14 protein-coding genes are annotated in these 12,225 nt (G+C 60.6%); 6 read left to right on the top strand and 8 right to left on the bottom strand.

Features of this window, described 5'->3' with window-relative positions:
• Positions 1-14 precede the first annotated feature (14 nt).
• Positions 15-1,049 carry a type IV pilus twitching motility protein PilT gene (locus CKW32_RS12850; protein WP_095185131.1) on the top strand — a complete coding sequence of 345 codons (1,035 nt, stop codon included), beginning with the start codon at positions 15-17 and terminating at the stop codon, positions 1,047-1,049.
• Positions 1,050-1,189: 140 nt separating this feature from the next.
• On the opposite strand, the gene CKW32_RS12845 is transcribed toward CKW32_RS12850, so the two are convergent.
• Positions 1,190-1,825 carry a C40 family peptidase gene (locus CKW32_RS12845; RefSeq protein ID WP_032884130.1) on the bottom strand — a complete coding sequence of 212 codons (636 nt, stop codon included), beginning with the start codon at positions 1,823-1,825 and terminating at the stop codon, positions 1,190-1,192.
• Positions 1,826-2,075: 250 nt separating this feature from the next.
• Here CKW32_RS12845 and CKW32_RS12840 point away from each other — a divergent pair, with 250 nt between their 5' ends.
• Positions 2,076-2,504, top strand: coding sequence for a TM2 domain-containing protein (locus tag CKW32_RS12840; protein WP_027606088.1), 429 nt, complete (start codon positions 2,076-2,078; stop codon positions 2,502-2,504).
• 132 nt (positions 2,505-2,636) lie between these two features.
• Here the strand turns inward: CKW32_RS12840 and CKW32_RS12835 are convergent, their stop codons facing one another.
• From CKW32_RS12835 to gshB, 7 genes are all read right to left on the bottom strand, one after another.
• Positions 2,637-3,908 carry a dihydroorotase gene (locus CKW32_RS12835; protein WP_095185130.1) on the bottom strand — a complete coding sequence of 424 codons (1,272 nt, stop codon included), beginning with the start codon at positions 3,906-3,908 and terminating at the stop codon, positions 2,637-2,639.
• A complete protein-coding gene (locus CKW32_RS12830) occupies positions 3,905-4,909 on the bottom strand; it encodes an aspartate carbamoyltransferase catalytic subunit (protein WP_015886339.1) in 1,005 nt (334 codons plus the stop codon). Before CKW32_RS12830 ends, CKW32_RS12835 begins: the two co-directional genes overlap by 4 nt.
• 24 nt (positions 4,910-4,933) lie before the next feature.
• On the bottom strand, positions 4,934-5,440 hold the full coding sequence (gene pyrR / locus CKW32_RS12825) for a bifunctional pyr operon transcriptional regulator/uracil phosphoribosyltransferase PyrR (protein ID WP_095185129.1): 507 nt from the start codon (positions 5,438-5,440) through the stop codon (positions 4,934-4,936).
• Positions 5,441-5,513: 73 nt separating this feature from the next.
• A complete protein-coding gene (gene ruvX, locus CKW32_RS12820) occupies positions 5,514-5,951 on the bottom strand; it encodes a Holliday junction resolvase RuvX (RefSeq protein WP_095185128.1) in 438 nt (145 codons plus the stop codon).
• Complete coding sequence (locus CKW32_RS12815) at positions 5,951-6,520, bottom strand: YqgE/AlgH family protein (protein ID WP_095185127.1); 570 nt, start codon at positions 6,518-6,520, stop codon at positions 5,951-5,953. Before CKW32_RS12815 ends, ruvX begins: the two co-directional genes overlap by 1 nt.
• Before the next feature lie 67 nt (positions 6,521-6,587).
• Complete coding sequence (locus CKW32_RS12810; protein ID WP_095185126.1) at positions 6,588-7,487, bottom strand: energy transducer TonB; 900 nt, start codon at positions 7,485-7,487, stop codon at positions 6,588-6,590.
• Between the two features lie 77 nt (positions 7,488-7,564).
• Complete coding sequence (gene gshB / locus CKW32_RS12805) at positions 7,565-8,518, bottom strand: glutathione synthase (protein ID WP_032884123.1); 954 nt, start codon at positions 8,516-8,518, stop codon at positions 7,565-7,567.
• A 238-nt stretch (positions 8,519-8,756) separates the two neighbouring features.
• Between gshB and pilG the strand changes: the two genes are divergently transcribed.
• The 4 genes from pilG to CKW32_RS12785 are packed head-to-tail and all read left to right on the top strand — an operon-like array spanning position 8,757 to position 12,161.
• Complete coding sequence (pilG, locus tag CKW32_RS12800) at positions 8,757-9,164, top strand: twitching motility response regulator PilG (RefSeq protein WP_095185125.1); 408 nt, start codon at positions 8,757-8,759, stop codon at positions 9,162-9,164.
• A gap of 46 nt (positions 9,165-9,210) precedes the next feature.
• Positions 9,211-9,576, top strand: coding sequence for a twitching motility response regulator PilH (gene pilH, locus CKW32_RS12795; RefSeq protein ID WP_014720320.1), 366 nt, complete (start codon positions 9,211-9,213; stop codon positions 9,574-9,576).
• A gap of 12 nt (positions 9,577-9,588) precedes the next feature.
• On the top strand, positions 9,589-10,113 hold the full coding sequence (locus tag CKW32_RS12790; RefSeq protein ID WP_032884121.1) for a chemotaxis protein CheW: 525 nt from the start codon (positions 9,589-9,591) through the stop codon (positions 10,111-10,113).
• Positions 10,110-12,161 carry a methyl-accepting chemotaxis protein gene (locus CKW32_RS12785; RefSeq protein ID WP_032884120.1) on the top strand — a complete coding sequence of 684 codons (2,052 nt, stop codon included), beginning with the start codon at positions 10,110-10,112 and terminating at the stop codon, positions 12,159-12,161. The genes CKW32_RS12790 and CKW32_RS12785 overlap by 4 nt, the downstream gene beginning before the upstream one ends.
• Positions 12,162-12,225 lie beyond the last annotated feature (64 nt).

Here is a 12,225-nt window from a genome sequence, read left to right as displayed (position 1 = left end):
AAATGGAAAGCCCTATGGATATCACTGAATTACTGGTGGCCGGCGTGCGCCGTGGCGCCTCCGACCTGCACCTGTCGGCGGGGCTGGCGCCGATGTGGCGAATCGATGGCGAAGTCTGGCCGATGGATTGGCCGGTGCTTTCTGCCCCGCAAGTCGCGGATTTATTGAGCCCTTTGCTCAATCAATACCAGCAAAAGGATTTCGAAACATCTCTTGAAACGGATTTTGCCTTCGAGCTGCCGGGTGTAGCGCGCTTCCGGGCCAACGTATTCCAACAGGATCGCGGCATGGGCGCGGTGTTTCGTACTATTCCGGCCGAAGTCCAGAGCCTGGATAGCCTGGGTCTCGGGGCGGTGTTCCAACGCATCGCCCAATTGCCACGTGGCCTGGTGCTGGTGACCGGACCCACTGGCTCCGGCAAGTCCACCACTCTGGCGGCAATGATCGACTACCTCAATCAGCATCGGCGCCAGCACATCCTCACGCTCGAAGACCCTATCGAATTTATCCACAGGCCGAAAATCGCGTTGATCAACCAGCGCCAGGTACACCGCGACACCCACAGTTTTTCGGTAGCCCTGCGTTCGGCGCTGCGTGAAGACCCCGATGTGATCCTGGTGGGCGAACTGCGTGACCTGGAAACCATCCGCCTGGCCCTGACGGCGGCTGAAACGGGGCATCTGGTATTTGGCACCTTGCACACTACCTCCGCGGCAAAGACCGTGGATCGGCTGGTCGACGTGTTCCCGGCCGGCGAAAAGGCCATGGTCCGCTCAATGTTGTCGGAGTCGTTGCAGGCGGTGGTGTCACAGGTGCTGGTGAAGAAGCTCTGCGGCGGGCGCGTGGCGGCCCATGAAATCATGTTGGGCACGCCAGCCATTCGTAATCTGATTCGTGAGGACAAGGTGGCGCAGATGGTCTCTGCCATCCAGACCGGCGGGGCGTTGGGGATGAAGACATTGGATATGAGTTTGAAGGCGTTGGTCACGCAGGGCGTGATCAGCCGGGAAGAGGCGCTGGAGAAGGCGAGGGTGCCTGGGGATATCTAAGATCGGGAGATATAAGGAGATCCAAATGTGGGAGGGGGCTTGCTCCCGATTGCAGTGGGTCAGGTACAGATAAACTGACTGATCCACCGCTATCGGGAGCAAGCCCCCTCTCACATTGACGACTGCATTTCAGCTTGAAATCAGCGTTGAACCACTCGCAAGGTGTTCTGCTCTTTCGGCAGAACCCGCTTGGCAATCACGTAGTTCTTGTCCCAAAACGGCTTTTTCAACGTGTCGATGCTGACCGACTTGCCACGACGCGGTGCGTGGATAAAACGGTCATTGCCCAAGTAGATGGCAACGTGATTGACCTGGCGGCTCTTCAATTTGAAGAACAGCAGATCACCTGGTTTCAGGTCCTTGCGATCAACCTTCTGCCCGTGGCCGGCGGCCATGGCATTGGAAGTGCGCGGCAGATCCACGGCGGCTACGTCGTTGAACGCATATTTCACCAGGCCGCTGCAGTCGAACCCTTTACTTGGGCTGCTGCCGCCCCAACGATAAGGTGTACCGAGCACGTTTACGGCGCGGCTGAGGACGTTGCTGCTTTGCTTGGTGTTGACTGCCACGAGGCCGGGAACTGCTTTACCGTGCGCCTTGCTCAATTGAGTCGGGCGGCTGACGGTCGGCTTTACCGATTTGGCAGTGCTTGGCGTGCTGTGGACTTTAGGGGTGAAACCGTTAACGTTCGGAAGTCGTTGCTCACGATTGGTGGCGTGGGCGGCCAATGGCATTAATAGGCAAATGGTTAGCCATGTCTTTAAAAATGGTCGCATTAGGCGTGGCTCTTATGGGTTTGCGCGCAACTTTATAACAGCTTTTTGTGTCGTTCTCAGGCCGTTTGTCGACTGAACCTTGACGTCAAAATCAGGAAATACGCGACGATTCGCCGCAATTGTCCTACACAAGTCAGGTGGCATAAGGCTTTCAGGGCAGTGAAGATACCATTTGCCGTACGTCGGGCGCCCGTAAAAAAGTCACAAAGAAAATGAAAAAATTTATCTATCGAAGCAAAAGAGGTACGTCATGAACACCTATCAACAGGTTGGGCCGCAACAAGACACCCACAGCAAGGTGATCGGTTACCTGCTCTGGATTTTCGGGTTTACCGGCGCGCATCGTTTTTATTACGGCAAACCTGTCACCGGGACGATCTGGTTTTTTACCCTTGGCCTGCTGGGTATCGGCTGGCTGATCGACCTGTTCCTGATCCCCGCCATGGACCGTGAAGCCGACCTGCGTTTTACCGCCGGTCCCATCGAATACAACGTGGCGTGGATTCTGTTGGCGTTTCTGGGGGTGTTCGGCGTGCACCGCATGTACCAGGGCAAATGGATCACCGGCCTGATCTACCTGCTGACCGGTGGCTTGTTCCTGGTGGGGGTGCTGTATGACTTCTGGACGTTGAATACCCAGGTTTCGATCCGCAATGCAGAGCGCAACGGGGGACGCTGATTTCTCAGGCTCTATAGAGAACTAAATGTGGGAGGGGGCTTGTCCCCGATAGCGGTGGATCAGTCAGCTCATTTATTGCTGACCCACTGCAATCGGGGGCAAGCCCCCTCCCACTTTTTTTGCGTGCCCGCTTTAGGCCTGGTAGCTGATGCGCCCATCCACCAAGGTGTAGCGCACGCTCGCCGGCAGGCTATGGCCGATGAACGGGCAGTTTTCACCCTTGGACAGCCAGTGCTCCCCGGCAACCGTGGAGCTGGCCGTGTCAAACAGCACCAGATCCGCTGCGGCGCCCACGGCCAATTTGCCGGCCGGCAGGCGCAAGGCTTCGGCCGGGCCAGCGCTCAGGCGCTGGAGCAGCGTCGGCAAGTCGAGCAGGCCATCCTCCACCAGCGTCATCGCCAGTGGCAGCAACAGCTCCACACTGCTGATCCCCGGCTCGGTCGCGCCAAACGGTGCCAGCTTGGCATCGCGCTCTTGGGGCTGGTGGTGGCTGGAAATCGCCGAAACCACACCGGATTTGACCGCGGCACGCAAACCGTCACGGTCGGCCAGGGTGCGCAGGGGCGGTTGCACGTGGTACAGGCTGGAGAAGTCGATCAGCGCTTCATCCGTGAGGATCAATTGGTACAGCGCCACATCCGCAGTCACCGGCAGACCGCGAGCCTGGGCCTGTGCAATCAGGGCCACGCCCCGGGCACTGGTGAGTTGGCTGAAGTGCGCGCGTACGCCGCTTTGTTCCACCAGCAGCAGGTCACGGGCAAGAGCGACGGTTTCGGCGGTTTCCGGAATACCCGGCAGGCCGAGGAAACTGGCGACGGCGCCTTCATGGGCCAAGCCGCCTTCGGCCAGGTCGCGGTCCTGGGAGTGGAAGATCACCGTCAGATCGAAGGTGGCCGCGTATTCCAGGGCGCGGCACAAGGTGCGGGTACTGCGGAAGCTCTCAAGACCGTTGCCGAAGGCCACGCAACCAGCGTCGCGCAGGGCGATCAGTTCGGCGAGTTGTTCGCCTTCCAGACCTTTGCTCAGGGCGCCGATGGGGAACACTTTGCAATTGCCAGCTTCGCGGGCACGGTCGAGGATCAGCTCGGTCACGGCCGACGTATCGAGGATCGGCTTGGTGTGCGGCGGGCAGCACAGGCTGGTCACGCCACCGGCCGCAGCGGCGCGGGTTTCGCTGGCGATGCTGCCTTTACGGCTGTAACCCGGCTCGCGCAGGGCGACGTTCAGGTCCACCAGCCCAGGCGCGGCCACCAGGCCTTTGGCGTCGATGGTCTGGCTGGGGCTGAAATCGCTGGGGGCGGCGCCGATGGCGATGATCTTGCCGGCTTCCAGATGAAGATCGGTGACTTGATCCAGGCCACTGGCCGGGTCGATAACGCGAGCGCCAAGAATGCTGAGCTTCACTGGGCGTTCTCCTGCTCGAATTGACGTTGCGCGGTTTGCCCGCTCATGGCCATGGACAACACCGCCATGCGCACGGCGATGCCGTAGGTCACCTGGTTGAGAATTACTGACTGATTGCCATCGGCCACCGCTGACTCAATCTCCACCCCTCGGTTGATCGGACCCGGGTGCATCACGATGGCATCCGGTTTGGCGCCGGCCAGGCGCGCGGTGGTCAGGCCGAACAAGCGGTAGAACTCACCCTCGCTCGGCAGCAAACCACCGGACATACGCTCGCGTTGCAGGCGCAACATGATCACCACGTCTACATCCTTGAGGCCTTCGGCCATGTCGGTGTAGACCTTCACGCCGTACTGCTCAATGCCGATGGGGAGCAGGGTTTTCGGCGCGATCACGCGGATGTCCGGGCAACCCAGGGTTTTCAGGGCCAGCATGTTCGAGCGTGCTACCCGCGAGTGCAGGATGTCGCCGACGATGGCCACCGATAGGTTTTCAAAGCTGCCCTTGTGCCGACGGATGGTGAGCATGTCGAGCATGCCTTGGGTCGGGTGGGCGTGACGGCCGTCGCCGCCGTTGATGATCGCTACCTGCGGGCACACGTGCTCGGCGATGAAGTGCGCGGCGCCGGAGTCGCCGTGGCGCACCACGAACATATCGGCGGCCATGGCTTCCAGGTTACGCAGGGTGTCGAGCAGGGTTTCGCCCTTGCTCGCCGACGAAGTGGACACGTTCAGCGTGATCACGTCGGCCGACAGCCGCTGGGCCGCCAGCTCAAAGGTGGTGCGAGTGCGGGTGGAGTTTTCGAAGAACACGTTGCAGATGGTTTTACCGCGCAGCAACGGGACTTTCTTCACCGCCCGGCCACCGACTTCGAGGAATGAGTCGGCGGTGTCGAGGATTTCGGTGAGCAGTTCGCGGGGCAAACCGTCGAGGGACAAAAAGTGTTGCAACTGGCCCTGAGCATTGAGCTGCAGCGGGCGCTTGGCATCTAGAGGCGTCATCGCGGGGACTCTTTACAAGGCGGTTTAAAGGGCGAGGTCTTGCAGTTCGAGTTCGAGCGGCGTTGGACCGGACAATTTTACCCGTTGCTGGGCTTGCAGCGACAGGGTCGCGCCAACCACATCCGGGCTGATAGGCAGCTCGCCGGCGTCCAGATCCAGCAGGCAGACCAGCGTGATGCTGGCCGGGCGGCCGTAGTCGAACAGTTCGTTCATGGCGGCGCGGATGGTACGGCCGCTCATCAGCACGTCGTCGATCAGCACCAAGTGCTGGCCTTCGACTTCGAACGGCAGGGCCGAGGGCTGCACTTGCGGGTGCAGGCCGTTCTGGCTGAAGTCATCACGGTAGAAGGACACGTCGAGGGTGCCCAGTGGCGAGTCGCTGCCCAGTTCGTCCAGTAACGCCTGAGCGACCCATACACCGCCGGTGCGAATACCGATAAAGCGCGGTTCGCTGATTCCGCGGTGTTCCAGGTGCGCTTTGAGGCGTAATGCCATCTGGCTGATCAGTTCGGCGGGATTGGGCAGGCTCATGGTGGCTCCTTCAAGGCCTTGCTGTAGGCAAGTTCCGGGCTCAAACGTAAGAAGACGCGGCAAGCCGCGTCAGTCAGGATTCAAATAAAGCGGTGTTTTCGTCCAGCCAGCCCTGCAACAGCAAGGCGGCGGCGATGCTGTCTACGGGGTTGTCGCGGTAACTGCCCTTCTGGCCGCCACGGTCGCGGCGTTCACCCTTGGCTTCAAAGGTGGTCAGGCGTTCATCGTGGGTATAGAAGGGGATGTTGTAACGACCATTGAGGCGACGGGCGAATTTTTCGGCGCGCAGGCACATGTCGCTCGGGGTGCCGTCCATGTTCAGGGGCAGGCCGACCACCACCGCGTCGGGCTTCCATTCCTTGATCAGGGCTTCGACCTGATTCCAGTCCGGTATGCCGTTCTGTGCCTTGAGGGTGCACAACTCGCGGGCCTGGCCGGTGATCACCTGGCCGACCGCTACGCCGATCTGTTTGGTGCCGTAGTCAAAACCGAGGATCAGACGCAAGGCCATCAGGCGTGCCCCGCCTGGCTGGTCAGCAGGCTGAGGTTGACCCGCAACTTGGCGGCGGCCGCTTCCAGGCGCAGTTCACTGGCCGTGTTGAACAGGATGTCGGCGTCGAAGGGGCAGGTCAGCCAGGCATTGCTGGCCAGTTCGGCCTCCAGTTGCCCTGCTTCCCAACCGGCGTACCCCAAGGTGATCACGCTTTGCTCTGGGCCTATACCGTCGGCGATGGCGAACAACACGTCCTGGGAGGTGGACAGCGACACACCGTCCAGGTCCACCGTGGCCTGGAACGTCGGCCCGGTCGGGTGCAGCACAAAGCCGCGATCAGTTTGTACCGGCCCGCCGATGTAGATCGGCACCGATTGGCAACGGGCCGGCGGATCGATCTCCGGACGCAGTTGCTCAAGGATATCGGCCAGGTTCAGCGCTTGCGGGCGGTTCACCACCAACCCCATGGCACCATTGGCCGTGTGCTCGACGATGTAGGTCAAGGTCTGCGCAAAGTTCGGGTCGGCCATATGGGGCATGGCGATCAGGAATTGGTGCTTGAGGTAGGTCGGGCTGACATTTTTCATGTCCGCTAGTGTGGCGTTGGAGGGGCGAACTGACAAGCTGGAGTTACCTGTGGCAGGACATGTCTGATCAGTTGCTGGAGAGCCGATCGCCCTTGGCAAACTTCCAGGTACGGATGATTTCCAGGCGGTCCACGTCATTCAGGTCGCCGGTAAACGGGGCAAACGGCGCGGCCAGGCGCACGATGCGTTGGGCGGCCTGGTCCAGCAGCGGTTGGCCGGAGGACTCCAACACCTGCACTTCATATAAGGTGCCGTCGCGGTTGATCGATACCAATAGACGCAAGTTGCCGTAGATCTGCTGGCGCCGCGCTTCTTCCGGGTAGTTGAGGTTGCCGATGCGCTCGACCTTCTTACGCCACTCGTCTTTATACCAGGCGCCTTTGTCGCGCATGGTCGAGGCGGCATTCAAGCGGTAGATGCGTGGGCGCTTGGCGTACAACTGCTGTTCGTTAGCCAGTTCGGCTTCCAGGCTGGAGATTTCGTCGGACAGGGTCGAGCTGTCGAAGGTAGGCGCCGGTTTGACGGGCTGCGGCTCGGTCTTGGTCTTTTCGCGTTGGACCGGGGCTTTTTGCGGTTTGGGTGCGATGGTGGCCACCGTAGGCTTGGGCGTAGCCTGCTTGACCTCGGGCTTCGGCGCAGGAGGTGGCGTGACTTTATTGACCTTGTTGTCCTGGAACGGCGCCAGTTCGGTGGTTTTGGGGATGGCTTTCTTGTCGAGGGTGCCGCTGCCCTGTTGATTGTCCTGGGCTAGAAAATCTGCCTTCTCGGGCTTCTTTTCACTCTTGAACGTGGCGAGGGTGATTTCCAGGGTCTTGGTGATCTGCTTGGGTTCGACCATGGTGAAGCCCACGCCAAGGAGCAAGGCCAAATGAATTAAGGCAGCCAGAAACAGGGTAAATCCGAGCCGATCAGCCGGGCGCACGCCGCTGTGGGAGAGTTCGGGGGGCAGATCGGACGGGAGTGTCATGACAAAAGAACCAACATCGCGCGTTTCACAGGTGGCGCATGATAACGCAATGTTGGTGTGTGTCCGGCTGTTCTATATCACTTGGCTGCGAGCTTGCGCTCAATGGCGGCCATCAGCATTTCGCCGATGTTCGTGCCAAATGCATTGTCTATCTCGCGAATACAGGTCGGGCTGGTGACGTTGATTTCGGTGAGATTTTCACCAATTACGTCAAGGCCTACAAACAGCAGGCCTTTTTCCCGCAAGGTCGGGCCAACTTGGCTAGCGATCCAGCGATCCTTATCCGATAAAGGCCGTGCTTCACCGCGCCCACCTGCCGCCAGGTTGCCTCGGGTTTCGCCTGCCGCCGGGATACGCGCGAGGCAGTAGTCCACCGGTTCGCCGTCGATCATCAGAATGCGCTTGTCGCCGTCCTTGATCGCTGGCAGGTAAGCCTGGCCCATGATCTGCTGGGTGCCCAGGGCGGTCAGGGTTTCCAGGATCACCGACAGGTTCGGGTCGCCAGCGCGGTGACGGAAGATCGACGTACCGCCCATGCCGTCCAACGGCTTGAGGATCACATCGCCGTGTTTGGCGGCGAATTCACGCAGCACATCGGCGCGGCGGCTGACCACGGTCGGGGGTGTGCACTGCGGGAACAGCGTGGCGAACAGCTTTTCATTGCAGTCGCGCAGACTTTGCGGCTTGTTGACGATCAGAACGCCGGCGCGCTCGGCCTGCTCCAGCAGATAGGTGGAGTAGACGAATTCCATGTCGAACGGCGGATCCTTGCGCATCAGGATCACGTCCAGGTCGCTCAGGGGGCTGTCGATTTCGTCCGAAAGCTCGAACCATTTTTCCGGGTTGGCGAACACCTGCAGCGGGCGCATGCGCGCGCGGGCCTCGCCGTCGCCCTGGTACAGATCGCGCTGCTCCATATAGAACAGGGTCCAGCCGCGGGCCTGGGCGGCCAGAAGCATGGCCAGCGAGCTGTCCTTTTTATAGGAAATGCTGGCGATAGGGTCCATGACAATGCCGACGCGAACGCTCATGGGGGATTTCCTCTAGCAAATTGGGCGCATAAAAGTGGCGTCAGAGTGGCGCTGCGGCTGTTGTGGGTCAAGGAAAAACCACCTGGCGGGTGCCTCGATAGATTGCTCTCCGAGACTGTGCTAAAAAGACTGCCACAGCGCAGCAGCCCTTGAAATCCAAGGCCTGCGGCGATCATCCTGTGCAACATCAGGCAGTACACACCGAAAACCGACTCGCTGTGGCGATGGTAGAGCAGATATGGAACAGCATTCCAACGCCTTGAGAGTGATGGTGATCGACGATTCGAAAACGATCCGCCGCACCGCCGAGACGCTGTTGAAGAACTCGGGGTGCGAGGTCATTACGGCCATCGACGGTTTCGATGCCCTGGCGCGGATTGTTGATCATCACCCGCACATTATCTTTGTAGACATCATGATGCCGCGCCTGGATGGTTATCAGACCTGCGCCCTGGTGAAGAACAACCCGGCGTTCAAGTCGATTCCGGTGATCATGTTGTCCTCCAAGGACGGTCTGTTCGACAAGGCCAAGGGGCGCATCGTGGGTGTCGATCAGTTTTTGACCAAGCCTTTCAGCAAGGAAGAACTGCTGGGTGCAATCAAGGCCTATGTGCCGGGGTTCGCCGCAGTAGAACAAGCACACTGACGCCGCCCCACGAGGGCCGGCGCCGACCAATGTAGTGGGGAAAACCATGGCACGTGTTCTGATCGTCGACGATTCGCCGACCGAAATGTACAAACTCACCGGCATGCTGGAAAAGCACGGCCACCAAGTCCTCAAGGCCGAGAACGGTGCGGACGGCGTGGCCCTGGCTCGCCAGGAAAAGCCCGACGCAGTGCTGATGGACATCGTGATGCCTGGCCTCAATGGCTTCCAGGCTACTCGCCAACTGTCCAAGGAGCCGGAAACCAACGGCATCCCGATCATCATCATCACCACCAAGGATCAGGAAACCGACAAGATCTGGGGCGCGCGCCAGGGTGCAAAGGACTACCTGACCAAGCCTGTGGACGAAGAAACCTTGATCGCCACCCTGAACAAGGTGTTGGCCGGCTGACGGCACGCCATCATGACCGAGTCGCAAACCGCCTTTGAGCTGCTGCTGGACATCGACCGCCGCTGCCGCCTGCTGGCCGCCGACCTGCCGTCCCAGGAAACCCGCCTGCAACGCTGGAGCGGTATCGGCTTTCGCCTGGGGCAACATTGGTATGTGGCGCCCATGGGCGAAGTCGCCGAAGTCCTGCATGAACCACGTTGCACTTTAATGCCTGGGGTCAAGGCCTGGGTCAAAGGGGTTGCTAACCTGCGCGGGCGCCTGCTGCCGGTGATGGACCTGGGTGGCTTCCTCGGCCTTGCGCTGTCCAAGGCGCGCAAGCAACGGCGGGTGCTGGTGGTGGAATACAACGATCTGTTTGTCGGGCTGCTGGTGGATGAGGTGGTGGGGATGCAGCATTTTGCACAAGACGCCTTGCTGGCGAACACCAGCCCTGGCGCGCCGTTTATCCAGGGTCACTTCGAGGGTGATCCGCTGTGGCAGGTCTTCAGCCCCTTCGCCCTGGCCCAGGCCCCAGGCTTCATGGATGTCGCCGCATGACCACCGCTACCACGCCCAAACCCCAGGCCGGCTCGCGCAGCCGTTCACAGATCATCGTGCTGTTTATCGCACTGATCGTGTTCATCATGCTGCTGTTCGCCAACTTCGCGTACCTCAACACCCAGTCTACCTACGACAAACAGTACATCGGCCACGCCGGTGAACTGCGCGTGCTGTCCCAACGCATTGCCAAGAACGCCACCGAAGCCGCCGCCGGCAAGGCCGCTGCTTTCAAGCTGTTGGGAGATGCGCGAAACGATTTTGCCCAGCGCTGGGGCTACCTGAAAAAAGGCGACCCGCAAACCGGCTTGCCCGCGGCACCCAGTGCGGTCCGTGCCGAGATGCGTGCTGTGCAGACCGATTGGGAAGCGCTGCTGAAAAACACCGACGCGATCCTCGCCAGCGAGCAGACCGTACTGTCCCTGCATCAAGTGGCTGCGACCCTCGCCGAAACCGTGCCGCAATTGCAGATGGAGTCGGAGAAGGTCGTCGACATCCTGCTGCAACGTGGCGCCCCGGCCAGCCAGGTGGCCTTGGCCCAACGCCAGTCGCTGCTGGCCGAACGTATCTTGGGTGCGGTCAACACCGTGCTGGCCGGCGACGAAACCGCCGCGCAGGCCGCCGACACCTTTGGCCGTGATGCCGCCCGCTTTGGTCAGGTCCTCAATGGCATGCTCAACGGCAACCCTGGGCTGCGCATCACCCAAGTCGAAGACCACGATGCCCGCGCGCGGCTGGCGGACATTGCCGAGCTGTTCGAATTTGTCTCTGGCTCCGTGGATGAAATCCTCGAAACCTCGCCGCAGCTGTTCCAGGTGCGCGCCTCGGCGAGCAATATTTTCAACCTGTCGCAAACCCTGCTTGATGAAGCCTCGCACCTGGCCATCGGGTTCGAAAACCTCGCCAGCGGGCGCAGTTTCGACACCATCGGCGGTTATGTGCTGGGTCTGTTGGCGCTGGCCTCGATCATCCTGATTGGCCTGGTGATGGTGCGTGAGACCAACCGCCAACTGCACGAGACCGCCGAGAAGAACGAGCGCAACCAAAACGCGATCATGCGCTTGCTGGATGAAATCGAAGACCTGGCCGACGGTGACCTCACTGTGACGGCTTCGGTGACCGAAGACTTCACCGGCACCATCGCCGACTCGATCAACTATTCCGTGGACCAACTGCGCGATTTGGTCGCGACGATCAACCTCACCGCCGGCCAGGTCGCCGGTGCTGTGCAAGACACCCAGGCCACCGCCATGCACCTGGCCCAGGCTTCCGAGCATCAGGCCCAGCAGATCGCCGAAGCCTCCACCGCGATCAACCAGATGGCTCAATCCATCGACCAAGTGTCGGCCAACGCCGCCGAATCTTCGGCAGTGGCGGAGCGCTCGGTAGAGATCGCCAACAAGGGCAATGAGGTGGTGCACAACACCATCCACGGCATGGACAACATCCGCGAACAGATCCAGGACACCGCCAAGCGCATTAAGCGTTTGGGTGAATCGTCCCAGGAGATTGGCGACATCGTCAGCCTGATTGACGACATCGCCGACCAGACCAACATCCTCGCCCTCAACGCCGCCATCCAGGCGAGCATGGCCGGGGATGCCGGACGTGGCTTTGCCGTGGTGGCCGATGAGGTGCAGCGACTGGCCGAGCGCTCGTCGGCTGCCACGCGGCAGATCGAAACCCTGGTGCGGGCGATCCAGACCGACACCAACGAGGCGGTCATCTCCATGGAACAGACCACCACCGAAGTGGTGCGCGGTGCACGGCTGGCCCAAGACGCGGGCGTGGCACTGGAAGAGATCGAAGGCGTATCGAAGACCTTGGCGGCGCTGATCCAGAGCATCTCCAATGCGGCGCAGCAACAGACGTCGTCGGCAGGGCAGATCTCCCTGACCATGAACGTGATCCAGCAAATCACTACGCAGACGTCGTCGGGTTCCACCGCCACTGCCGAAAGCATCGGCAATTTGGCGAAGATGGCGAGCCAGTTGCGCAGGTCGGTCTCGGGTTTCACCTTGCCTGCGGCCAAACAGGTTGATGATTGAAATGCAGTCAAAGTGTGGGAGGGGGCAAGTCGAATCGTCGCACCGCCCGTCCCGCATGTGATCT

It is taken from the genome of Pseudomonas sp. Irchel 3H9 (assembly GCF_900187495.1).
Taxonomy (GTDB): Bacteria; Pseudomonadota; Gammaproteobacteria; order Pseudomonadales; family Pseudomonadaceae; genus Aquipseudomonas; species Aquipseudomonas sivasensis.
This window is presented reverse-complemented; position numbering and strand designations above follow the sequence as displayed.

Coding starts and splice junctions, on each gene's coding strand:
- CKW32_RS12850 (WP_095185131.1), top strand. CDS start 15: ATGGATATCACTGAATTACTGGTGGCCGGCGTGCGCCGTGGCGCCTCC.
- CKW32_RS12845 (WP_032884130.1), bottom strand. CDS start 1,825: ATGCGACCATTTTTAAAGACATGGCTAACCATTTGCCTATTAATGCCA.
- CKW32_RS12840 (WP_027606088.1), top strand. CDS start 2,076: ATGAACACCTATCAACAGGTTGGGCCGCAACAAGACACCCACAGCAAG.
- CKW32_RS12830 (WP_015886339.1), bottom strand. CDS start 4,909: ATGACGCCTCTAGATGCCAAGCGCCCGCTGCAGCTCAATGCTCAGGGC.
- pyrR (WP_095185129.1), bottom strand. CDS start 5,440: ATGAGCCTGCCCAATCCCGCCGAACTGATCAGCCAGATGGCATTACGC.
- ruvX (WP_095185128.1), bottom strand. CDS start 5,951: ATGGCCTTGCGTCTGATCCTCGGTTTTGACTACGGCACCAAACAGATC.
- CKW32_RS12815 (WP_095185127.1), bottom strand. CDS start 6,520: ATGAAAAATGTCAGCCCGACCTACCTCAAGCACCAATTCCTGATCGCC.
- CKW32_RS12810 (WP_095185126.1), bottom strand. CDS start 7,487: ATGACACTCCCGTCCGATCTGCCCCCCGAACTCTCCCACAGCGGCGTG.
- gshB (WP_032884123.1), bottom strand. CDS start 8,518: ATGAGCGTTCGCGTCGGCATTGTCATGGACCCTATCGCCAGCATTTCC.
- pilG (WP_095185125.1), top strand. CDS start 8,757: ATGGAACAGCATTCCAACGCCTTGAGAGTGATGGTGATCGACGATTCG.
- pilH (WP_014720320.1), top strand. CDS start 9,211: ATGGCACGTGTTCTGATCGTCGACGATTCGCCGACCGAAATGTACAAA.
- CKW32_RS12790 (WP_032884121.1), top strand. CDS start 9,589: ATGACCGAGTCGCAAACCGCCTTTGAGCTGCTGCTGGACATCGACCGC.
- CKW32_RS12785 (WP_032884120.1), top strand. CDS start 10,110: ATGACCACCGCTACCACGCCCAAACCCCAGGCCGGCTCGCGCAGCCGT.